Origin of the sequence: Sporosarcina sp. 179-K 3D1 HS, assembly GCF_047228905.1 — a bacterium.
GTDB lineage: Bacteria > Bacillota > Bacilli > Bacillales_A > Planococcaceae > Sporosarcina.
This window is the reverse complement of sequence record NZ_JBFEGI010000005.1, coordinates 157344-181095: the sequence shown is the minus strand read 5'-3', so window position 1 is coordinate 181095 and position 23752 is coordinate 157344. Positions and strand designations below refer to the sequence as shown.

Annotated in this window: 24 protein-coding genes; all 24 read left to right on the top strand. The window is 42.7% G+C overall.

Annotated features, from left to right (window positions below; genetic code table 11):
• The first annotated feature begins 5 nt into the window (after positions 1 to 5).
• The 24 genes from dnaB to AB1K83_RS09160 all read left to right on the top strand — a co-directional run bounded on the left by dnaB (position 6) and on the right by AB1K83_RS09160 (position 23746).
• A complete protein-coding gene (dnaB, locus tag AB1K83_RS09275; RefSeq protein ID WP_413057905.1) occupies positions 6 to 1361 on the top strand; it encodes a replicative DNA helicase in 1356 nt (451 codons plus the stop codon).
• 326 nt (positions 1362 to 1687) lie between these two features.
• On the top strand, positions 1688 to 3130 hold the full coding sequence (locus AB1K83_RS09270; protein WP_413057904.1) for a peptidoglycan DD-metalloendopeptidase family protein: 1443 nt from the start codon (positions 1688 to 1690) through the stop codon (positions 3128 to 3130).
• Between the two features lie 391 nt (positions 3131 to 3521).
• Complete coding sequence (gene yycF, locus AB1K83_RS09265) at positions 3522 to 4232, top strand: response regulator YycF (protein WP_413057903.1); 711 nt, start codon at positions 3522 to 3524, stop codon at positions 4230 to 4232.
• 4 nt (positions 4233 to 4236) lie between these two features.
• Entirely contained in the window at positions 4237 to 6063 is a 1827-nt protein-coding gene (gene walK / locus AB1K83_RS09260) for a cell wall metabolism sensor histidine kinase WalK (protein ID WP_413057902.1), read from the top strand.
• Positions 6054 to 7415 (top strand): YycH family regulatory protein, encoded by a 1362-nt coding sequence (locus AB1K83_RS09255; RefSeq protein WP_413057901.1) that lies wholly within the window; start codon positions 6054 to 6056, stop codon positions 7413 to 7415. The genes walK and AB1K83_RS09255 overlap by 10 nt, the downstream gene beginning before the upstream one ends.
• Positions 7402 to 8208 (top strand): two-component system regulatory protein YycI, encoded by an 807-nt coding sequence (locus tag AB1K83_RS09250; protein WP_413057900.1) that lies wholly within the window; start codon positions 7402 to 7404, stop codon positions 8206 to 8208. The genes AB1K83_RS09255 and AB1K83_RS09250 overlap by 14 nt, the downstream gene beginning before the upstream one ends.
• A gap of 11 nt (positions 8209 to 8219) precedes the next feature.
• Positions 8220 to 9008: an MBL fold metallo-hydrolase gene (locus AB1K83_RS09245; RefSeq protein ID WP_413057899.1), complete on the top strand. Its 789-nt coding sequence runs from the start codon at positions 8220 to 8222 to the stop codon at positions 9006 to 9008.
• 167 nt (positions 9009 to 9175) lie between these two features.
• The gene (locus tag AB1K83_RS09240; RefSeq protein WP_413057898.1) at positions 9176 to 10450 is read left to right on the top strand and encodes a S1C family serine protease; all 1275 of its coding nucleotides are present in this window, start codon (positions 9176 to 9178) and stop codon (positions 10448 to 10450) included.
• Between the two features lie 159 nt (positions 10451 to 10609).
• Positions 10610 to 10774, top strand: a complete 165-nt coding sequence (locus AB1K83_RS09235) for a CxxH/CxxC protein (protein ID WP_413057897.1) — start codon at positions 10610 to 10612, stop codon at positions 10772 to 10774.
• 79 nt (positions 10775 to 10853) lie between these two features.
• Positions 10854 to 11333, top strand: coding sequence for a 23S rRNA (pseudouridine(1915)-N(3))-methyltransferase RlmH (gene rlmH / locus AB1K83_RS09230; protein ID WP_413057896.1), 480 nt, complete (start codon positions 10854 to 10856; stop codon positions 11331 to 11333).
• 74 nt (positions 11334 to 11407) lie between these two features.
• Positions 11408 to 11929 carry a DUF1456 family protein gene (locus tag AB1K83_RS09225; protein WP_413057936.1) on the top strand — a complete coding sequence of 174 codons (522 nt, stop codon included), beginning with the start codon at positions 11408 to 11410 and terminating at the stop codon, positions 11927 to 11929.
• Positions 11930 to 12037: 108 nt separating this feature from the next.
• A complete protein-coding gene (locus tag AB1K83_RS09220; RefSeq protein ID WP_413057895.1) occupies positions 12038 to 12394 on the top strand; it encodes a nucleotide excision repair endonuclease in 357 nt (118 codons plus the stop codon).
• A gap of 242 nt (positions 12395 to 12636) precedes the next feature.
• Positions 12637 to 13368 carry a DUF6977 family protein gene (locus AB1K83_RS09215; RefSeq protein ID WP_413057894.1) on the top strand — a complete coding sequence of 244 codons (732 nt, stop codon included), beginning with the start codon at positions 12637 to 12639 and terminating at the stop codon, positions 13366 to 13368.
• 59 nt (positions 13369 to 13427) lie between these two features.
• Positions 13428 to 13811: a VOC family protein gene (locus tag AB1K83_RS09210; RefSeq protein WP_413057893.1), complete on the top strand. Its 384-nt coding sequence runs from the start codon at positions 13428 to 13430 to the stop codon at positions 13809 to 13811.
• A gap of 569 nt (positions 13812 to 14380) precedes the next feature.
• Positions 14381 to 15385: an ABC transporter substrate-binding protein gene (locus AB1K83_RS09205; protein WP_413057892.1), complete on the top strand. Its 1005-nt coding sequence runs from the start codon at positions 14381 to 14383 to the stop codon at positions 15383 to 15385.
• 90 nt (positions 15386 to 15475) lie between these two features.
• Positions 15476 to 16321 (top strand): ABC transporter ATP-binding protein, encoded by an 846-nt coding sequence (locus tag AB1K83_RS09200; RefSeq protein ID WP_413057891.1) that lies wholly within the window; start codon positions 15476 to 15478, stop codon positions 16319 to 16321.
• Complete coding sequence (locus AB1K83_RS09195; protein ID WP_413057890.1) at positions 16311 to 17093, top strand: ABC transporter permease; 783 nt, start codon at positions 16311 to 16313, stop codon at positions 17091 to 17093. The genes AB1K83_RS09200 and AB1K83_RS09195 overlap by 11 nt, the downstream gene beginning before the upstream one ends.
• Complete coding sequence (locus AB1K83_RS09190; RefSeq protein WP_413057889.1) at positions 17093 to 17839, top strand: ABC transporter permease; 747 nt, start codon at positions 17093 to 17095, stop codon at positions 17837 to 17839. Before AB1K83_RS09195 ends, AB1K83_RS09190 begins: the two co-directional genes overlap by 1 nt.
• Before the next feature lie 65 nt (positions 17840 to 17904).
• Positions 17905 to 18693: an alpha/beta fold hydrolase gene (locus AB1K83_RS09185; RefSeq protein ID WP_413057888.1), complete on the top strand. Its 789-nt coding sequence runs from the start codon at positions 17905 to 17907 to the stop codon at positions 18691 to 18693.
• Positions 18694 to 18828: 135 nt separating this feature from the next.
• On the top strand, positions 18829 to 19587 hold the full coding sequence (locus tag AB1K83_RS09180) for an IclR family transcriptional regulator (RefSeq protein ID WP_413057887.1): 759 nt from the start codon (positions 18829 to 18831) through the stop codon (positions 19585 to 19587).
• 226 nt (positions 19588 to 19813) lie between these two features.
• On the top strand, positions 19814 to 21088 hold the full coding sequence (locus tag AB1K83_RS09175) for an MFS transporter (RefSeq protein WP_413057886.1): 1275 nt from the start codon (positions 19814 to 19816) through the stop codon (positions 21086 to 21088).
• 222 nt (positions 21089 to 21310) lie between these two features.
• On the top strand, positions 21311 to 21847 hold the full coding sequence (locus tag AB1K83_RS09170; RefSeq protein ID WP_413057885.1) for a cupin domain-containing protein: 537 nt from the start codon (positions 21311 to 21313) through the stop codon (positions 21845 to 21847).
• Between the two features lie 73 nt (positions 21848 to 21920).
• Positions 21921 to 22838, top strand: coding sequence for a VOC family protein (locus AB1K83_RS09165; protein WP_413057884.1), 918 nt, complete (start codon positions 21921 to 21923; stop codon positions 22836 to 22838).
• Positions 22839 to 22954: 116 nt separating this feature from the next.
• On the top strand, positions 22955 to 23746 hold the full coding sequence (locus AB1K83_RS09160) for an SDR family oxidoreductase (RefSeq protein ID WP_413057883.1): 792 nt from the start codon (positions 22955 to 22957) through the stop codon (positions 23744 to 23746).
• Positions 23747 to 23752 lie beyond the last annotated feature (6 nt).

Genomic DNA, 23752 nt, shown 5'->3' with positions numbered 1-23752 from the left:
GAACGATGGACCAGATGATCGATCGCGTCCCCCCACACAATAACGAAGCGGAACAGTCGGTCATCGGAGCAATTTTCCTTGAACCGCAAGCGCTTATCACAGCGGCGGAAATTCTCACTCCAGAGGATTTTTACCGGATGGCGCATCGGAAAATTTTTGACACGATGATCGGCTTGAGTGATAAAGGTCAAGCCATAGACGTCGTTACGGTAACAGAAGAATTATCGGCTAAAAAAGAATTGGAAGATGTCGGTGGTATCTCCTATTTGACGGAGATCTCCAATGCGGTTCCGACCGCTGCCAACATTGTCCACTATGCGAAAATTGTCGAAGAGAAGGCCTTACTTCGCCGACTCATCCGGGTAGCCACATCCATTGTGGAAGACGGCTATACGAGGGAAGACGAAGTTGAAGCTCTTTTATCTGAAGCCGAAAAGAAAATGATGGAAGTCTCCAGCCGTAAAAATGCGGGAGATTTCCGCCATATTAAAGATGTGTTGGTCGAAACGTATGATAACATCGAACTGCTTCATACCCGTAAAGGCGAAGTGACGGGTATACCGACCGGATTCCGGGATCTGGACAAGATTACTGCCGGATTCCAGCGCAATGATTTGATCATTGTCGCTGCCCGTCCATCCGTCGGGAAAACGGCATTCGCCCTGAATGTGGCACAAAACGTTGCTACGAAAACAGATGAAAATGTAGCGATTTTCAGTTTGGAAATGGGTGCGGAGCAACTCGTGATGCGGATGCTCTGTGCAGAAGGCAATATTGATGCCCAAGTACTCCGGACCGGAAACTTGGAGGCGGAAGATTGGCGAAAATTGACGATGGCAATGGGTAGCCTTTCCAATGCCGGGATTTTCATCGACGACTCGCCCGGAATCCGGATCAATGAAATTCGTTCTAAATGTCGTAGACTCCAGCAAGAACATGGACTTGGTATGATTATGATCGACTATTTACAATTGATCCAAGGAAGCGGTAGAACCGGAGAAAACCGTCAGCAGGAAGTTTCGGAGATTTCCCGTTCCTTAAAGGCGCTCGCACGTGAATTGAAAGTGCCCGTTATTGCATTGTCCCAGTTATCGCGGGGGGTTGAGCAACGACAGGATAAACGGCCGATGATGTCGGACTTGCGGGAATCGGGAAGTATTGAGCAAGATGCCGATATCGTTTCATTCCTCTACCGGGAAGACTACTATGATAAAGAAACAGAGAATCAGAATATGATTGAAATTATCATAGCGAAACAACGGAACGGTCCGACCGGCACAGTAACGCTTGCTTTTGCGAAGGAATATAATAAGTTCGTCAATATTGACTGGAGCCAGCACGAAGCGCCAGCAGCCTATTAACGCGAACGTCCGGATAAAAGAATCCGGACGTTCGTGTTTTTTGTACTTAAATAGGCAAAAAAGAGAGGAAACTTAGGTGTTTCCTCTTCTTTATTATCCAATATTATTCCAGTGTTTAATAAAAAATGGATGCAATTATACAATTGCATTACAAATCAGATGAATTGCCCAAGTAACTTGCCAACTATGATAGATTGTAGAAGTGTGAAAAAAGACTTACCGATAGAACTTAATTCATTACAAATAGTTATGATGGAAGTAAGTTTGAGTGAACTAACATCGAACGTTAGTGATCGGTTGAAGAACGGAAGGAGTACGGAGGATCCATGTTTTCCAAGGAAGACCATAGAGGAAAAAGGATAGCAAAGGCATTTCCGAAATTCATACTTATCGCCGTAATGGTGGCGGGAATCGGATTGAACGTAGGGTTTGCCAACGAAATTGAGAAAGAAAACTTAGCAACAGTTTATCATATTTATTCCAATGAACAATACATAGGAAAGATTTCAGATAAAGAGAAAATCGAGCAATTGAAAGAACAGAAATTAGCAAAAGTCGCTGACCAATTTGAAGATTTGCAATTGACGATTACGGAGTTGTCCGTCATTCCGGAAAAGGTGTTTCAGGCTGGAACAGAGGACGAAGTAGTCCTGCATACCCTTCAGGAAAAAATGACTGTTGAAGCGGAAGCTGTTGGTATTTTAGTTGACGGAGAACCTGCACTTTATGTGAAAGACATGGAGACATACCGGAATGTGATCCGGGACTTGAAATTGCAAACTGTCACGGAAAAGGAACTTAACGAGTTTGAACAGCACCAAGCATCCAAAGAACCTTTACCCCCGTTGAAAGAAAATGAAACACGGGTGGCGGATATTGTCATGAGCGGCGAAATTGATGCTAAAGAAGGGCATACGGCTCCCGATGATGTATTGGACGTGAAAGAAGCGGTCCAGTTGTTAAACAAGGGGACATTGGAAAATAAAAAATATGTCGTTCAAACTGGGGATGTCCTTGGCAAGATAGCGGCAGCCCATAATATGACGACCAAACAGCTATTGGATTTAAACCCGGGATATAAGTTGGATAGCGTTCTGCAACTGGGCGATGAATTGAATGTCACGAAACTGGAGCCGTTCGTTGAAGTAGAAGCTCATTTCGAGTCAAAACGGACAGAGTCCATCCCATTCAAAACGATTAAAGAGCAGGATAAGACCCTCTTAAAAGGGGAAAAGAAAGTGACACAAAAAGGGGTCAACGGTGAAAAGGTCGTCACCGAATTGATTCGCAAGCAAAATGGAGAAATTGTCGGCCGATCGCTCCAGGAAGAAACGGTGATCGAGGAACCGACGGATAAAGTGCTCGTCGTCGGGACAAAGGTCATCGCTTCACGCGGGACAGGTTCCTTTGTGTGGCCGGCAGTCGGCGGATATATCTCGAGCCACATGGGAACGCGTTGGGGACGGATGCACCAAGGAATCGACATCGCCCGCCCTTCCAACCGGACGATTAAAGCGTCCGATAATGGCGTTGTCACCGCCGCAGGTCCTAGCGGTGCATACGGAAATCGCATCATCATCAGCCATAAAAACGGCTACGAAACGTTATATGCACACTTGTCGTCCATTGATGTCAGTGTCGGGCAAACGGTTGCGCAGGGCGTCAAAATTGGCGTCATGGGATCCACTGGACGATCCACCGGTATCCATCTCCACTTCGAAGTTCTGAAAAATGGAGAGAACATCAATCCGATGAGTGTATTGAAATAAGAGAATGGGACGGTACGCATCGGGTGCCGTCCTTTTTCATTTCTTAGGAAACTATAAAATCTTAGCCTGTAGATAATCTACTAAGCCAGAGTGGTTCCGTCTAGGCTCCGGGCGCCAGAGGCTCGGGGTCATAAGTCAAAGCTGCTCTGTGGCAAAAGACGCCACGCCGCATCTTCGTCTTATGCCTGTCGCCTCTAGGCAGGCGCCCTGCGCTTTTGTACTATCATCCCCTACCCATTCGACAAATAACGATGAATATTGCCCGGGAAATAGCCCGTGAAAAATATTTGTGGAACGTGCCAAACCGCTCAAACAGTGATAAAGTTAAAGGATAACCAACCATAATCAATGAAGATAAATAGACGCAATACAGAGGGAGAGGGAAGTGAACATGCAGGACAAAACGATATTAGTTGTAGATGATGAAAAACCGATTGCCGATATACTTGAATTTAATCTGAAAAAAGAAGGGTTCAATGTGTATTGTGCGTATGACGGAGAACAGGCATTGGAACAAGTCGAGGAAGTGAAGCCTGATTTGATGCTTTTGGACATCATGCTTCCGAAACGGGACGGGATGGAAGTTTGTCGAGAAGTGCGGAAAAAATATGATTTTCCAATTATCATGCTGACGGCCAAAGATTCCGAAATCGATAAAGTGCTGGGCTTGGAACTCGGTGCGGACGATTATGTTACGAAACCGTTTGGTACGCGGGAACTCATTGCCCGGGTGAAGGCGAATCTACGGCGCCATATGAAAGTGGTGCAGGAAGAGCAAGACGATGCGACCAATGAAATAACGGTCGGTAATCTGGTGATCCAGCCGGATGCATACCTCGTGTTAAAGCGGGACGAGACAATCGAATTGACCCATCGTGAATTCGAACTGCTCCATTATCTGGCGAAACATATTGGACAAGTGATGACGCGCGAACATTTGCTGCAAACGGTATGGGGCTATGATTATTTTGGCGACGTCCGGACAGTCGATGTCACCATCCGCCGTTTACGGGAGAAGATTGAGGATACTCCAAGCCATCCAGCATGGATTGTAACGCGGCGCGGGGTCGGTTACTACCTGCGCGATCCGGAACAGGAGTAAACCTATGCAGAAGGTTGGTTTCTTTCGCTCGATACACGTCAAGCTAGTTTTGATCTATGTACTGCTCATTTTAATTGCGATGCAAATTATCGGACTTTACTTTGTACAGAAACTGGAACAAACGTTGAAAGACAACTTCACAACGTCCATTGTAGATAAGATGAATTTAGTCGAATTCAGCGTACGGGAAGAATTATTAAAAGAACGCGCCCCGGACGATCCGACACTCGAACAGAGTTTGCGGACCGTCCTTTCGGGGTTCAATTCTTCAGATGATATTAAGGAAATCCAGGTCATTAATTCCAGATATCGTATTTTGGCAACATCGGTCTTGGATAATCAAGTACGGGTCGGCCAACGCTCATTGGATGACATCGTCAAAAGGTCGATCACCTCGGAAACACCTAGTAATATTGTCTATTTTGATGAAAGCACCCGGGAGCGGATCATGGTCCGCGCCCAACCGATTCTTGCCAATAATGAAGTGCTCGGTACGTTGTATGTCGTATCCAACATCGAGAACGTCTATCAACAAATGGATGAGATCAACCATATTCTAGCGGGCGGCACCGCAGTTTCCTTGACGATCACAATCATCATCGGCATTTTCATCGCCCAGACGATGACGCGTCCGATTTCCGATATGAGACGCCAGGCGCAAGCGATGGCGAAAGGAAATTTCTCGCATAAGGTGCGGGTGTATGGAAATGATGAAATCGGGCAGCTTGCCATTGCGTTCAACCATTTGACGAATCAGTTGCAGGAATCCCAGTCGACGACGGAAAGTGAGCGGCGGAAACTGGCTTCGGTACTCGAGAACATGACGGACGGCGTAATTGCGACGGACCGGAAAGGACGCGTCAGCCTGATCAATGATTCCGCCCTATCGATGTTCCGACTGACCCGCGACCTCGTGCTGAATCGGCCTATTACGAGCATCCTCGGGGTAGAGCAGGAGTATACATTCGAAGATTTGATTCAGATAAAAGATTCCATTGCGTTGGATTTCAGTACAGATGAAAGGCCTTATATATTGCGGGCGACATTCTCTGTAACGCAAAGGGAGACTGGCTTCGTAAACGGGCTGATTGTCGTTCTTCATGATAATACGGAGCAAGAGAAAATCGATATGGAACGCCGTGAATTCGTCTCCAACGTTTCTCATGAACTACGCACGCCGCTGACGACGATGCGTAGCTATTTGGAGGCATTGGCGGAAGGGGCATGGCGGAATGAGGAGATCGCCCCTTCTTTCCTACATGTGACGCAAACGGAGACAGAGCGCATGATTCGGCTTGTCAATGACTTGCTGAAACTGTCGAGGATGGACAGCCGGGACTATGACTTGAACCGGGAATGGGTGGATTTCAACTATTTCTTCAATGCCATCATAGACCGCTTTGAATTTTCCAAATCGCAACATGTCCACTTTCGTAGACTGTTGCCTACGACCGAATTATTTGTCGATATCGACCCGGATAAAATGACACAAGTTATCGATAATATTATCTCCAATGCGTTAAAATACTCACCGGATGGTGGGGATATCCGCTTCGGACTGAGCGTCCAAGGCGACTATATTAAAGTGATGATTTCCGATGATGGGATGGGCATCCCGAAAGAGAACGTCAATCGTATTTTCGAAAGGTTCTACCGGGCCGACCGGGCCAGATCAAGAGCGATGGGCGGAACAGGGCTTGGTCTGGCTATCGCCAAAGAAATGATTGCTGCCCATGGCGGGGAAATCTGGGCGGAAAGTGAGGAAGGGAAAGGGACTACGATCTTCTTTACCCTCCCATTTGAGCAGCAAGAGGAAGGTGAATGGGATTGAAATATGTTGAACCGATCAAGTCCGTAATATTACTACTCCTTGTCGCGTTGAGTATCACATTCACCTTTTCCATTTGGACCTATACACCTCGTCTGCCACCGATTGAAGAATTGCCGACCGTTGACATTTCGATTGCCGACCGGATGGAAGTCCACCAAATTATCAAGCCCTACAAAATCGTCTTCAACTTTGAAACTGCATTGAAAGGGACTTCAAAGGCACAGGAAATCGACTCTGTCATAGAAGAAATGAAAAAGTGGAGAATTTCCGATCTCACCTTGATGGACGCAAACTCTCAACCGGATGATTGGGCGACTTTAATGAGGGAGCCTTATCGCTTCTCCCTACATTTCCAAGGGAAGGTCCCAATTCCGTTTTATGATAAAGTGCTGAATATTGAGGATGAAATGATTCAGGAAGCTTCTTTCGACCGTCTGGTTGTCGATTGGAAACCGGAAGCGAAAGGGGTCGATTTGAACCTCTTTTTTGTCAATAGCAAGGGTGGCTTGTTTTATAGGGCAAAAGTGAAGGTCGATGACTACCGGACATTCCAAGAGAGCATTGAGACTTGGGCGAAGGAACTTGAGGAATATATGGATGTCGATCCGGAAAATCCAGCGACTTTCATCGCAGTGCCCGCATTGCCGGTTGAGACCGTTCGGACAAAATATTTCCAGGAAGAAATCAGTCTAAACCGGTATCGTGATTCTTTACCGAACCGATTTCGGGATGCTCTCTTTACTGATCCGAATGCAGTCCGCCGAAGCCAGGTGGACTCGGTAACGGAAGAATTCGGGGATGATCATGCCCAGATGACGGTCGATACGGAAAAGAAGATGTTAAGTTTTGTCCTCCCTGCTGCGCAAAGCACGGAGAAGGCAATCCCTTCCGAATTACTGGAGAAAACAATTGATTTTGTAAATGAACATAGTGGATGGACATCCGAATACCGATACACGTTCATGAATCCGGAATCACGTTATGTCAAATTCCAATTGTATGTGCATGGGCTGCCTGTGTATAGCGACACGCCCGGTTCTACGGAAATTATAGGGGTATGGGGAGATAATCGGATCTTCCGTTATGACCGTCCGTACTACACATTGGATTTGACGCTGACATCCGAAACGGAATCCATCTTCCTACCATCGGGCAGCGATGTGGTCGAGACGTTAAAACAGTCGGATACTATAGAATTTAGTCAAATTGAAGAAATCATCCCGGGCTATTATATGGAACGGGACACGGAACGCAGGCTATTCACGATGGAGCCTTCCTGGTTTTATTTAATAGGCGGCAATTGGATCCGCTTTGACGGAGTATCCGGAGGTGAGCCACGTGGATTGGAGTAAGACGAAAACTATCTTTATCGTCGTGTTTTCCATATTGAATGTCTTTCTCTACTCGCTCTACCTCAATCGGCATATGGAGATGCAAAACGTACAGGTGATGGGGAAAACCTCCATCGAGGAAGCACTCAAGCTCGATAATATTACGTATGACCCGCTCCCTCCTTATAAAAACGACGCCTCCTACATTTCAGCCAAAGTGGTCACATTCGATGAAGAGGAAGTTGAGGAGTTGGAAGGTCAATCCGCGGTTATCTTAGGTGATACGGTTCTTCAGTCCGTGTTGGATAAACCCGAAACGGTCCGGAATTCAAAGGGCGACTTCATTTTCACCGAATTTCTAAATAAGTATGTGCTTCATGGAGCGGAGTACGAGCTTTGGGAAGTGGACGAGGAAGAAGGAACCGCCCTTTTCTTTCAAAAGGCGTTCGGTGAACCGATTTATTACAGTCCACACGCGATGCTCATGGTTTATTTGAACAGTGATGGCAAAGTGATCAGCTATGAACAGCGTATGAGCGAGGAGTTTGTCAGCTATAATCGGAAAAAGGACCTTCTCTCCCCTATTGAGGCAATCGGTTCCCTTTCGAATCGGGGCTACATCAAACCCGATTCCAAAGTGAAACGAGTAACACTAGGCTATTCCACGCTGCTGACGGAAACGCTTGTATTTGCCCCGACCTGGAATGTTCGTGTAGAATTGAAAGACGGAACGATTGAAAATCACTTCATCAATGCAATTGAAGGCAAAGTCCTAGAGTTCCAGTTGGACGCTTCCGATGAAGAGAAGGAATGAGGTTTTACAGCATGCGCTTTAGTGTACTTGCAAGCGGTAGTACGGGCAATGCCATTTATATAGAAAACGAGAAACACGCATTTTTAGTGGATGCCGGTTTCAGTGCAAAGAAATTGGAAAGTCTGATGGCAGGCATCGATCGTTCATTGAAACAGATCGACGGGATTTTTGTAACCCATGAACATAGCGATCATATTAAAGGAATTGGCGTTGTAGCGAGGAAGTATGGCACGCCGATATATGCGAATGAAAAAACGTGGCAGGCGATGGACGGACTTGTTGGTACGATCCCACTTGAACAGCGATTCCAGTTCGATATGGATACGGTTCAGTCGTTCGGTTCCCTCGATGTCCAATCCTTTGCCGTCTCGCATGATGCGGCGGATCCGATGTTCTATGTGTTTCACGAAAATGGGCGGAAATTGGCGATCATCACGGATACCGGCTATGTGAGCGATCGGATGAAAGGGATCATCCACGGCGCGGATACGTTTGTGTTTGAAAGCAACCATGATGTCAGCATGTTGCAGATGGGCCGTTATCCATGGTCGGTGAAACGGCGGATTCTTAGTGATGTCGGCCATGTTTCCAACGAAGACGCGGCGGTTGCCATGAGCGAAGTGGTGGAAGAGAAAGAGACGAGAATCTATCTGTCCCACTTGAGCAAAGATAATAATATGAAAGACTTGGCCAGGATGAGCGTCTCGCAGACACTCGAAACATGCGGAATCCTGACAGGTGAGTACGTGCATTTATACGATACGGATGCAGACAAGCCGACCGAGTTAGTGACAGTGTAAAAGACCTTGCCTTCGGGTGAGGCTTTTTTTCTTTAATTAAATTTAGAATCGACTTGGAAAAGTGAAGTATCCTAAAGGCAGAGCATCCCATTTGAAACGCCTCACAATTTTTGAAAAAATGGAATTAGGGAAAGGTAACTATAGTACAGGTGGAAAGGAAGAGGCCCATGGATGAGTTCAAACCGTATAATGAGGGACAGGAAAACCGACCTCAAGTGGACGACAACGAGCCTGAAACGGAAGTAAGAAGAGAATCGAGACCTCCTTCCTCAAGACCTCCTAAACAAAGAGGCGGCTTCCTGCCGAGTTTGCTTGGCGCCATCATCGGCGGTCTCCTTGTATGGTTTTTGATGACCAATGTAGGAGGAACGGATGAGAAAGCGACGGTCAATGATGAGGGGAAAGCGGGGACTTCCCAAAACGTCCAAACAGAACGTCTTTCAGTGGAAGTTTCAAGTGATGTGACCGAGGTCGTCGGAAGAGTGGCAGATGCAGTAGTCGGCGTCACCAATCTTCAGACGGTGCGCGATTTTTGGTCGACGACCGAAACGACAAGGGAGACTGGTACAGGATCCGGTGTTATTTATAAAAAGTCTGGGGACAAAGCATATATTGTCACCAATCACCACGTCGTGGAAGGTGCCCAACAACTGGAGATCACCTTTGACGATGGTTCGAAAACGAATGGAAAATTGGTCGGCAGCGATGTGTGGACCGATTTAGCTGTCATTGAAATCGATGGGAAGCATGCGAAGACCGTCGTGGATTTTGGCAATTCGGATGCGCTCAAACGGGGAGAGACGGTGATGGCCATCGGGAATCCACTCGGTCTTGGATTTTCAGGATCGGTGACGGTCGGTGTCGTTTCAGGGAAAGACCGGACGATACCCATTGATTTTGACAGGGATGGCGTGATCGATTGGCAGGCGGATGTACTGCAGACCGATGCAGCCATCAACCCGGGCAATTCGGGTGGCGCATTGATCAATATGGCGGGTCAACTGATCGGTATCAACTCCATGAAAATTACGGAATCGACAGTCGAAGGGATAGGTCTCGCCATTCCGATCAATCTGGCCATTCCGATCATCGAACAATTGGAATCGACAGGAACGGTTCATCGTCCAACGATGGGGGTCACCTTGCTTGACCTTCGTAGCGTACCATCCCAGCAGCAACGCGAAGTGCTGAAGTTGCCTGAAGATGTGACCGATGGCGTCGTAGTGACCGATGTCATACGAAATTCCCCAGCTCAACTGGCAGGCGTGCAGAAATATGATACAATCGTGGAGATGGATGGCGAGAAGATCGAGGATATGGTCACCTTGCGAAAACATCTCTATAATTCAAAACGAGTGGGTGATTCCATGGTTATGAAAGTATACCGGGATGGTAAGCAGCTCGAAATTGAAATGGAATTAAAGTCGGGAAATTCATTCTGATGAAATGTTGTTACAAATAGTTTTCAACAGATAGTTATCCACAGCGGGTGGAGTAGCCAACAAACAGCTATTCCATCCGCTTTTCTCATGCTTTTTTGCAGATGTGGATAAGTCAAAATATTTGTGCATAACTTTGTGTAAAAGAAAACAGGGGAAGAAATGAAGGTAAATAACTGTGAAACCCATATAGATCAAGCATTGGACGTATGGGTGGAAAAGGAAGAAAGCTTTTCTCAAATTAGCTTTATACCGGAAGACGAAAAGTTATCCACAAAACATACCGATTGTGAAGAACTGGTTTTATATGTTGTGGCGAACGAATAGTCGGACACAAGATGTTGGGAAGGCCTGTGGATATGTGAATAAGTTTTGTGAATAACATTTTGAAAAGGGTGGACAACCTGTGAATATTACAATTGTGACAGTTGGCAAATTAAAAGAAAAATATTTAAAATTGGGAATTGAAGAATACGTGAAACGGCTTAGCGCCTACGCCAAAGTGGACTTGGTAGAAGTCGCGGACGAAAAAGCACCCGAATCTTTAAGCGAGGCCGACATGGAGATCGTGAAAAAGAAAGAAGCCGATCGGATCTTGTCGAAAACCAGCCCGGACGCTTATGTCATTGCGTTAGCCATCGAAGGAAAAATGAAAACTTCCGAGGAGTTGGCGGCAGGATTGGAGTCATTGATGACGTACGGGCGGAGTAAGGTTGTATTTGTTATCGGTGGGTCGCTAGGACTGCATGATAGTGTGTTAAAACGGGCGGATGAATTGTTATCGTTTTCGAAGATGACCTTTCCCCATCAGCTGATGAAATTGGTGTTGTTGGAGCAGGTGTATCGAGGGTTTAAGATTATGCGGGGGGAACCGTATCATAAGTAGGGCGGTTCTTATACACAGAAGCTTGTAAAAAAGGCATTGGTAAGTACTGTGCAAGTAGTAAAAGGTTTAGGAGGATTAAGATGAATAATAACGATATTTTAGTTAGATTGAGATATGCTTTGGATATAAAAGACACGGCTATGGTGGAGATTTTTGGGCTTGGCGGTATAGAAACGACGAAAGAAGAAGTTCAGGAAATGTTAGCAAAGGTGAAAAATGTTCCGGTTGATGAAGCGCAAGAAAATGATTATGTTAAAGAGGTCGACAACACCGTGTTGGAGTCCTTTTTAAATGGATTTGTGATCCTGAAAAGAGGAGTACGGGATGTTAAGCCAGAGAACGCACAAAATCAATTCCTGATGACGAAAGATAACCGAAATGTGAATAATATATTACTCAAGAAAATGAAAATTGCACTTTCACTTAAAAGTGAAGATATACTGGATATCCTACACGAAGCAGGCGTAAATTTATCAAAAAATGAATTGAGTGCCGTTCTAAGAAAAGAAGGACACCGAAATTATAAAGAATGCGGCGATCGATATGCTAGAAACTTCTTAAAAGGTTTGGCAAAAAGATACAGAGAACAGGTTTAAACTATCTCACCTAGATTTAATGCGGTGAACCGTACCATAAATAAGTGAGTTTTTTATTTCCGGTTATGATAACATTTAATGAGATATACAAGGAGGCAGTGAACGTAATTGATAAACATAACGATTCCAGAACCAACAGTTACCATTTCCAAACAGAATAATCCAGAGCTGAGTAATATTTATGGGTTTACTGATTTTCATCTAATCCCTAGAGATAAGGGTGGTATTTTCATGTTCTATAACAAAAATAAAGAGCTATTATTCGTCGGTAAAGCAAGGAAGCTGAGACCGAGGATAAAAAAACATTTTGAGGATACTGTATCTCCAATGAAAAATCACCGAGATGAAATCACTACAATTGAAGTATGCGTCATTGAAGACCCTGTACATCGGGAAATTTACGAAACGTATATTATTAATGAACTCAAGTCAATGTACAATATTGACAAAGTATTTTTTAGATAATAACAATTAAGATCATACCGATTGACTGAGCTCTTCACATAATGTGGGGGCTTTTTTTGACGAAAATTGATTGAAGGTTATTTGGTGAGCTTGAATCGAACTACATTTTTACAGTAGCATTTGAGAGTGAGATAATAAAAGACAGATATAACCACCTAATTCCCGCAATGTTGGTGCGATAGAGGGCAATGTATATTTCAATGGTAGGCAAGATTATGGTTATTGGAGGGAAGATAGTATATATGGCTAAAAGACCTGTTTTTATTTCAGATAACGGTCAAAAAGACTTTGTAAAAACTATGGATATTGAATTTGAATGGTTCCCTGGATTCTCAGTAAAGCAAAAACAAAGATCCATTCAATCCCTGCATGAAAACTTATTGGAAAAACACCCTTCTCTAAAAGTGTTAGAAGTATCCAGTAAAGCCGACAATGAATTAGGCATTTCATTAAGTGCATTTAATCTAATGATTGAGACCAGGAAGGGTACGTCATTTAGTGTGGAAACTGCTTTTCAGGCAAGTAAGGTATTTGAATTTGGTGGACCTTTTATGGACCTTTATGAAAAGACCTCCAAAGAGGCGAAAAAAGATTTAAGATTAAAAAACAGTGGCAACTTACTTCGGTTTCAATTTTTTAATAAAGAATTTGGACTTGAACCGAAAACAATATTTTATGACTGGTTGTACATCAATGCACTGTCCTTAAATAAGGAGCTATGCGATCAAGTGGTGAAATATAATGCTTTTACAGATATTGAATTTAATCCGCAAAAATCAATCAACTGTCAAGCAAGATCTGTTGCCCTCTATGTATCCTTATATAAGTTAGGCTTGCTCAATAAAGCTTTATTATCAGTCGAGGATTATAAAGAAATAGTCATTGGGGAAACTGTTGTGGAAAACTTGGAGGAAAGAGAAGAAAAGGCTCACATTGAGCAATTAAATATTTTCGATAGAATAATGGAAGAGTAAAAGGAGGGGGGATATAACCCCTCACCATTCATAACAAATATCAAAGGAGGTAAAAATATATGAAAATCATTGTCACCAGTATATTCGTACAAGATCAAGACAAAGCACTACAGTTTTATACAGAAACGTTGGGCTTTGTAAAAAAGCACGACGTTCCCGCCGGAGAATTTAGGTGGATCACAGTTGTTTCTCCCAAGGAGCAAGAAGGTACTGAGCTTTTGCTCGAACCCAATAATCATCCAGCTGCTAAAGAGTATCAAGAGAAGCTATTTGAAGAAGGCATACCAGTAACAATGTTTGGTGTTGAGGATATTCGCAAAGAGTACGAAAGGTTATTGAAACAAGGCGTGAAATTTACTATGGAGCCGACAGAAATGGGCGAAGTCACAATAGCTGTCTTCGACGATACATGCGGGAATCTTATTCAGATCGTGCAGAAGTAATCTGAAGTAACGAAAGCCTAATTTCTCAGATTTACCACCGAGAAATTAGGCTTTTTTATATTTTAATTTCTGTACAGTGTAAATCCGCATTATGGCAAGCTTTATCGCAACCCATCCATTCTATTTAGCGTATATTTCGTTGAAAAGCTAATTATCCACTTACGGTGGCTAGTTGGCTTTTTTAATCCGCATATCATATAAATCCTCCAATTCGTAAGTTTCACGGTCTATCCTTTTAGATACGAATTGGATGACTGTCGCCATTGCCAAATCATACTATGGCTGTGGTGAGGACGAAACGTATATTGTTATCAAGAAATAAAGACGAAAGGAAAGTGAGCTTACCCGATCCTTTCCGTTTGTAAAAGGGCTACTACTCCCCATTCAATTTTAACACTATTACAAATACAGTTGACAAATCTGAATTCGCAGACAATAATAATAAGACCATTACTTGTAACAGTGTTTTATATGTAAAACACAAAATGTAAGCGGTTAATAAATTATTGGGAGGGAGAAGCCGGATATAATCTTACGCTTTTTTAATATACAAAAAAGAGGGGGATAAGATGAAAAAGTTAATGTTAGGCATGTTGATGAGTCTATTAGCAGTTGGATTGATAGGTTGTGGAACTGATAAAGAAGCAGGGTCTTCTAGCGACAGTAAAAATGATGGTCCGGTAAAAATTAGAATTGGCATTGGTTATGCAACAGAAGAACCTCTTTGGTTGATGGATGCAGCGCCTGAACTTACAAAATATAACGGAGATAAATATGAGATTGAATTTCAACAGTTCAGAGCAAATTCAGATCGACTTAATGCGTATCGTGCAGGCCAACTTGAAGGCGGAACACTTGGCCAGGGCGCACTTATCATGGCGGCTAGTCAGGGTGTGGAACTGAAAGTTGTAGCAAGTGTGGCAAAAGACACTCCAAATGAGGGATTCAATTTTCCTTTCATGGCGAAAAAAGGATCAGGGATAGATTCCGTGAAGGATTTAAAAGGAAAAACTATAGGAATACCGGATTTCAAGTCTCCAACAGACATGTGGGCACGAACTGCTTTAAGAAGGGCAGGGTTAGATCCGGATAAAGACGTGAAGTTCTCTGTTTTGCCAACTCCGGCTGTAGAGGAATCCGTAAAAAGCGGAAAAATTGATGTTGGTTTAGTACCACAGCCATTTTACGCCGAATTGGAGCCAAAAGGAGAACTCCAAACCGTATTCACTTCCAAAGACGGAGTTCCTGTAGATGAGGACTTTTTATCTCTTTTCTTTGATCCTAAGTTCATTAGTGAAAATGAAGAGGCATTCGAAGCCTTCATTGAAGACTTCCAAACTACAATGAAATATTATTTGGAAAATGAAAAGGAAGCACGCCAAATATTACTAGACAAAGAATTCGTGTTAGCGAGCCAGGATGTCTACCTGAACATGGAAGACAGCAATCGTTCAAAAGATCTTTCTTTAAACCGTGAGAGCTGGGTAGAAGTGCAGAAAATACTGTTAGAAGAGAAATGGATTGAAAAGGAAGTAGACTTAGACAAGCTTTTGGATGATTCGTATTTAAAATGATATCCGTGTAAGCGTTGCAGTCATGGTTTGTAGGCGCCTTGCCGGCATGAAGAGTCCAAGGCGCCTGTATATTTGAGTGGGGGTGCAAACATGAAAAACAGCAAAGTGGTGGCGAGAAGTATTCCAATAGGAGCAAATAAAGAAACTACTATTAAAATTGAAGGTCTCCGTAAAACATTTTCAAGGAAAAATGAAGAAGTTGAAGCTATCAAAGGAATTGACCTAGACATAAAAGAAGGTGACTTTGTCAGCATTGTAGGTCCAAGTGGTTGCGGAAAAAGTACTTTTTTGCATATAGTAGGCGGTTTTATTGATAAAACTTCAGGCAAGGTGACCGTTAGAGATAAAGAGGTCGATAAACCCGGCCCGGACCGAGGAATGATGTTTCAAGAGTCGGCTTTATTCCCCTGGAAGAAAGTATACGGGAATGTTGCGTGGGGATTGGAAGTGCAAGGCTATTCTAAAAAAGATATAAAAGATCGTGTTGAACACTATCTATCCTTGGTCGGATTATGGGATTTCCGTAACCATCTTCCGTCGGAGCTTTCAGGGGGCATGAGACAAAGAGTCTCCTTGGCAAAAGTGCTTGCATTTAATCCGGATGTACTCTTGATGGACGAACCATTTGGAGCTTTGGACGCACAAACAAGGGAAAAGATGCAGTCAGAACTTCAGAGAATCTGGTCGGAATCGAAAAAAAGTGTTCTCTTTGTAACCCATGATATTGATGAGGCTGTTTTTTTAAGTGATTATGTAGTAGTCCTGACAAAGCGACCGTCAACAGTGAAAGAGATTATTAAGATACAACTCCCACGACCACGTGGAATAGAGATAAGAAAATCTTATGAATTTGTAGATTACCGAAATCATATTTGGGACTTACTACATGCTGAAGAAAATGTAAAGAGTATAGAGGGCATCTCATATGCAAAGTAATATGAATGCTGTCAAGTTCACTGTATACGCTATAATTGAGCTGGTGTTATTCATATTGCTTTGGCATTTTCTATCTAAATTGAGCGTGTTTCCGAAGTATCTTTCTAACCCTTCGGTAGTTTTAGGAAACATATGGGAAATGTTCTCTACGAAAGAGATATTTCCCCATATAGAAGTTAGTCTTTATCGTACACTTGTTAGCTTTCTCTTAGTCATTATCATTGGAACCGGGTTAGGAGTATTAGCCGGCTATTTTAAACCGGTGGGCAGGTTTTTTGATCCACTTATTTCATTTTTTAATCCAATTCCAAAAATTGCTCTGCTGCCGGTCTTTTTAGTATGGTTTGGAGTAACTGACACGACAAGGATCCTCATAATTTTTACAACGGCTTTTTTTCCTTGCTTTATCTCAACAATTGATGGGGTGCGGGGTATTAGTAAACTGCATTTTTGGTCGGCTAAAAATATGGGAGCTAGTCAATTACAAATTCTCAGGCGGGTTATTTTGCCGGCTGCCCTGCCGAAAATCTTTGATGGTTGGAGAGTGGCGCTTGCCTTGTGTTTTGTCATGATGTTTTCTTCAGAAATGATCGGGACATCTTCAGGTCTAGGATTAGGATTTATGATTTTGAATGCGGATGCTTATGGACGGACTGACATTGCCCTTGCAGCAATATTCGTCATCGCTGCCTTAGGTTTTCTCTTTGATCGCCTGTTAATTTTGATCCGTTCGCGTGCTCTGTGGTGGAATAGACAGGAGGAGGGTAAGTAGTGAGCAAAGTTTGGCAAGGAATTAGTAAATTTCAGTCACTTATTCTTATAGCGGTGCTTTGGCAAGTCGTTGCCATGACGCATCTATTTCCGGAACAGTTATTCCCCGATTTGAAAATCATTTTTATATCCTTATTCGAGCTGCTCACTTCTGCCGAATTATGGCCAAATATTTCTGTAACGTTATACAGAATTTTTAGCGGTTTTTTCCTGGCAGCTTTAATAGGTATTCCTGTTGGGATTTTCATGAGTCGTTCTGCAGTTTTTGATAATATTATGCAGCCGATTTTCACTGCAGGGTATCCGATACCGCGGGTTGCGATCTATCCGATTATTGTTCTTCTTTTTGGACTAGGTTCAGCTTCCAAAATATTTATTATTTTTTTGGAATGTATATTTCCAATCGTTGTTAACACCTATTATGGTGCTAAAAGGGTGGACCGTTTACATATTTGGAGCGGAACAAATATGGGGGCAAATGACAGGCAATTGTTTTGGAAAGTTTTCATTCCTGGAACAATGCCGGCTATATTTACAGGCTTTAGAATTGCACTCCCTATAGCAGTTGTTATTGCAGTATTAACGGAAATGATAAGTTCAAACAATGGGATCGGCTACTTGCTGACTTACTTATCAGCCTCTTTATCGCAAAGTAAAGTATTAGCTGCTGTGATTATAGTTTCTACTTTGGGATATTTATTGGATCGTTTGTTATTATTAATTAGAAAAAAATTTGTTTACTGGTAAGGTATTTACAAATAAATGACTAATCCACCAAAGTTCAAAAATAAGAAATTAGTGAGGTTTTATGAATGCCAACGGTACAACTGAAAGATTTTACTATTCATTATAAAAAAGAAGGGAATGGACATCCTCTTATTATTTTGCATGGATTGGGAAATAACTCGCAATCCTGGAAAAACCAGCTTGCATCTTTGAATGATACATTCACAGTCATCGCTTGGGATGCACCCGGATATGGCGAGAGTTCAGATCCAAAGGACGAGTTCCAGCATTTTTCCCAATTTGCCGATGTACTTAAGGAATTTGTCGATGCGTTAGGTTACAAATCTGTTTATCTTCTGGGCCATTCGATGGGTTCGGCGATTGCCATTGATTTTACAAGCCGCTTTCCTGAAATGGTCGACAAGCTCATCATTGCGGATCCTACAAGAGGAGCTGCGGCTTTGTCAGAGGAGGAGAATCAAAAAAAGCTGCAAAATCGCCTCGATTCGATAAACAACCTAGACCCGTCGGAACTGGCTAGACAGCGGGCAAGAAACCTCCTTTCATCCAACGCTTCTACAGAAGTGATACAAGAGGCCGAGCGCATTATGTCACAAGTAAGACCTCCGGGATACCGTTCTGTATCTTATTCGCTATCAAACTTGAACAATTTGGACCTGCTGCCTTCCATCTCTGTTCCAACACTAGTTATATGCGGAGAAGAGGACAAAGTGACGCCTGTTAGTGAAGCAGAAGTGTTTCATCGGCTCATTGAGGGATCAAGGCTGGAAATTATCCCAAATGCAGGACATTTATGCTATCAGGAAGATCCAGAGACATTTAATGAAAAAGTCGTAAACTTTTTGAGAGAATAGCAGGTAGCACCTTATAAAAACTGGCGAAGAGTTTTTTATCTCTGCCAGTTTTTTTGAAATTAATTTACAAACATGAGTTTTAATTTTATGATTAAGAAAAGCTTCTTGAAAATGTTATAAGGGGATGCATTATCAATGAACGTAGTAGAGACAGAGAAATATACCGTAAACTCCTTGGTTAGAGGATTGGAAATATTAAAGCTTTTCAATGAAGAAACTCCTACTTTATCGTTGCTGGAAATCTCTAAAAGCCTAGGGGTCAGCAGGACAGTTCCCTATCGTTTTCTGCATACACTGCAAAGTATGGGATATCTTGATCAAGATGAAAGTACAAAACGATATAGCCTGACACCAAAAGTATTAGAATTAGGATTTGCCTATTTGAATAGCTTGAACTTGCCGAAAATTGCCCAACCGTATATGGAAAAGCTGAGAGATGAGCTGGATACATCCTGCCATTTATCCATCTTAGATGGTCAAGAAGTCGTTTACATAGGAACTGCCCCGGTAAGGCATGTTTCAGTTATTAATGTAAATATAGGAACGAGGCTACCGGCACAATCACTGGCAAATGGTAGAGTGTTGCTGGCATTTCAGCCCCAGGAAAGATTAGAAGAAAAGTTTATTGCGAACCAGACAATGAATTTTTCTTCTCTTCAAAAAGAACTAGAAAAAGTTAGAAAACAGGGCTATGCAATATCAGAAGGAGACTTTCTTCCAGGCGTTCGTTCAGCTGCCGCTCCTATTTTTGATCATACAGGAAGTGTCAAGGCTGCGTTAAACGTAGTAGCAACGGAACTTTTGTTGCCTGAAAAACTCCTTATAGAAAAGGCTGTACCGAAAGTAATTGAAGTTGCAGCAAAGTTATCCGAGCATTTAGGGTATAAGAAATAACATGAAAAATCTTACGTGTCTGCCGACATGTAAGATTTTTGTTTTTTATAATAAACATTTTTTCATCGTGAAAAAGTTATTGACAATCTATTTTAAAACTATTAAGATTTTTCATATGTAAAACAACGTTTCGGTTTCAAAGGATTCTACAATCAGATTTCTGAATATTCGTCATAGATTGTAATCCGTGAATAATCGAAGATTGTTTTGGAAAGGGGAGAAACATATGCTTCAAAACAACAAACGCTGGCTGTATGTAGCTTTGCCTATTTTCTTCTTCTGGTTTTTTGGTCAAATCGACAAGATGGGTATTTCTATCATTCAGACAGACCCGGAGTTTTTGAATGCTTTGGGATTAACCGGTGATGATCGTAGCGCAAAAATAGGGTTGATCACTTTTGTTTTCACTATTTCGTATGCGCTTTCAAATCTATTCTGGGGAGTTATTATCGATAAGCTGGGTGCTCGCCAAACGGCTATTCTGGGCTTAGTAGTCTGGACTTTGACAATGATTATGGCGGGACTATCAACTACATATGAAATGTTTTTGATCAGTAGAATTATTCTCGGATTGGGAGAAGGGATGATGATTCCTGTATCAGGAAAATTCATTTCAAACTGGTTTAACCGCCGCGAATTAGGTAAGGCCCAAGCTTCATGGATTACGGGGAATTATTTGGGACCTGCTCTAGGAGCGTTGATGCTTGTTTTTATTATTTCAACTCTGCATTGGCAGGCAGCATTTTTTATCCTTGCAGGTTTTAACTTGCTTCTCGTAATGCCTATGTTCCTGTTCTTAACAAGAAATACTCCTGAAGAGCATCCAAGGGTAGATAAAGATGAGCTGGAATACATTCGAATGACAGACATCCAAGATGAGGCGCCTACTAAAAGCTTTACACAAGATTTCCGTTATTGGGTAGTTTGGTTTGGAATGTTGGTTGCATCCTTTTTATTTTTTGGCATTAGCATATGGTTGCCAACTTATTTGGCTGAGGGACGAGGTTTTGCTCAGGAAGGTATGAAAAACATAACCTCCATATCATGGATGTTTGCTCTTATTTTTGTTTTGATTTCCGGTTATTTATCCGATAAGACGAGAAGACCAAGTTTAATGGCTACTGTTTTGTTTGGAATCACAGCACTATTTCTCGCATATGCGATTATGGCTCCGAATCCGATCATTGCTGGTCTTTGTATGGGGCTGGCTATGGGAGCACAAGGAGGAGTATTCCATCTAAGTAACCTGTTTATCGTGAAGTTTTCAACACCTGCTACTGCTGGACGAGCAGCAGGACTGATGGGGTTCACGAATATTATGGGGGGCTTTTCAAGTTATATTATGGGCTGGCTGCGGGATGCATCTGGAGGAAGTTTCAGTTCTTCCATCATTATGCTGATTATTGCCTCGCTTCTCGGCTTACTCGCTTATCTTTTCACTATCAAAAAAGAAGCTGCAGAAGTCCGGGTTTTCCATCAAACGGCTGAACGGATTAGTTGATCGGCCTATACGTATAGATGCTGAATTTTAAGCATCTATACGTTTTTTTATTGAACAATTCTCCAATATCATACGTCTTCTATAGTTGCTTTATTTTGATATGTAAACATTCTAAAAATTTAATCTTGACAGCGTTATCATAATTTATTAGTATGGAGTTATAAATGAAACATTGTTTTGTATGTAAAACAAGTTTCGGAAGCGAAAGGGAGGAAAATTAAAATGACGAATGAAAAATTTTCAGTTGAAGAGTTTGAGAAAAAGTATGTGGCAAGACTTAAGGATCGGACGCTGGATTGGGGTGTTTTGAAGTTTCAGGAAGAAATTGATCCAAAATACAAACGGGCACAAATGCGTTACATTGGACGCGGAGCAACAGCCAATGCAGATGCAAACGTAATAGCTGCGGAACATTTTACATTGAGTACAATGGTTTTACCTCCGGGATGCGTAGGACCTTTACATTTGCATGATGATGTAGAAGAAGTTTTCTTCATTTTAAAAGGTAACGTCACTGCTTTAATTAAGGAAGTGCATAGTGATGAAGTCCACGAGATTAAGCTAAATGAAAGGGATTGCATTAGCAGCCCGCCTGGAGTCCATCGAGGAATCCGTAATGACGGAGACGAAGAAGCGTTGATGCTAGTCATGTTGGGTGCGAGCAAGCCGAACTTGCCAACATATCCGGAAGGAAGCGCTCTTGAGGAACTTCGCAAGCAGCGTGCAACTGAGAGAGAAGCAATTATTAGTCAAAAGTAAGTTTTGTCCTTTCAGATCATGCTAAAGATATTTAACACAAAGCTCATCTATAAATGATAGGGGGTTAAAACATATGCTTGGTATTACACATTTACGCCACATCAGCCTAATCACTCCAAACTTTGAGGAACAAGTAGCTTTCTACGAAAATACTTGGGGCTTGGATAAGGTGGATACCTTGGAAGAGGACACGGCATACTTTCGAGGTGCTGGTCCAGAGCACCATATTTTAAGTCTTCACAAAGGAGAAAAAGCAGGACTGCACCATATCGCTTTTGGAATGGTTGATAAAAATGCCGTGGATCAAGCAGCTGAGATTCTTCAATCCAAAAACGTGCAAATTGTTGATCAACCAGGCTATTTAGATGAAGCAGGCGGAGGCTATGGTCTCAGATTTCTTGATCCGGAGAACCGGCTGATTGAATTATCCGCCTGGGTTGAAGTCCAAACATCCATCTGGAGCAATAAGAATGTGGATCCCGTTAAATTGAACCACGTTGTAATGAACACAAAAGATTTGGATGGGATTGTGGAATTTTACACGGATGTCCTAGGTTTTAAAGTTACGGACTGGAGTGAGCATCAAATGTCCTTCCTCCGTTGTAACAAGAAACACCACTCCATTGCATTCAACCAGGCATCCCACACTTCTGTGAATCATATAGCATACGAACTAGACTCAGTGAACGAAGTGATGAGAGGGATAGCGAACGTCAGGGAAGCTGGACTCAAAGAATTATGGGGTCCAGGCAGACATGGGCCAGGGGATAATATTTTCTGCTATTTTCAAGATACAGGCGGGTTTGTAATGGAATACACATGCTACCTAGAGACAATAGAAGATGAATCTGAATGGAGAGCCAGAGTGTGGAAACGAGTTCCGCACTTGATGGACCAATGGGGTATTGCCGGTCCCCCAACTCCGGAAGCCCGGAAAGCCATGGCAGGAGAACCTGATCCAGGATGGGTTGTCGCGGATAGTATTCGTTAATCCGTTTAGGCCACGTTAAATTATTCAGTGAAATTTACAAGCAAGAAGCGAATGATTACATTGCTTCTTGCTTGTTCTGCAATAACTACAGGGAATCTTATGAAAGGGGAATAGAAATGAATCTTGGCCTTGAAGGAAAAGTAGCCGTCATTATGGGAGGAACTTCCGGTGTAGGATTAAAAACAGCAGAAACATTCTTACAGGAAGGTGCCAAAGTTGCCATTTGTGGACGCAGCCAGGAACGTATGGAGAAGGCACATCGTCATTTATTGTCTTATGGCGACAGTGAAAATATATTTTCTAGTCAATGTGACGTCACTTCAAAGGAAGACGTTGATCTTTTTATAAATGGAGCGGCCAATAAATTTGGTGGAATTGATATTCTAGTCAATGCCGCTGGTCAAAGTGTAATGGGTTACTTCTTTGATATCACAGACGAACAATGGGAAGAGCAAATTCAATTGAAATATTTTGCCATTATATACGCGGTTCGCGCTGTTCACCCTCATTTGATGAAAAGAGGGGGAGGCAGAATCATCAATATTAACGCAACGCTTGCAAAAGAACCCGAAAGGCATATGGTCGCAACGGCGGCAACCCGGGCGGGACTTTTAAATTTAAGCAAAACACTGTCACAAGAACTTGCTGCAGATAATATACTGGTGAACTCCGTTAGCTTAGGACTTATTAAAACAGACCAATGGGAACGCCGCAGATTAAAAAATGCGCCGGATATGGATCCGGAAGAATATTACGCCGACTTGGCGAAAAAGCGCAATATACCGCTTGGCAGAGTAGGAGAAGCGGAAGAGGTAGCTAATGTGATAGTCTTCCTTGCCTCAGAAAAAGCAAGCTATGTTGCGGGTTCCGTCATTGAAACGGCAGGGGCACTTGGGAAGGCAATTTAAAAATAC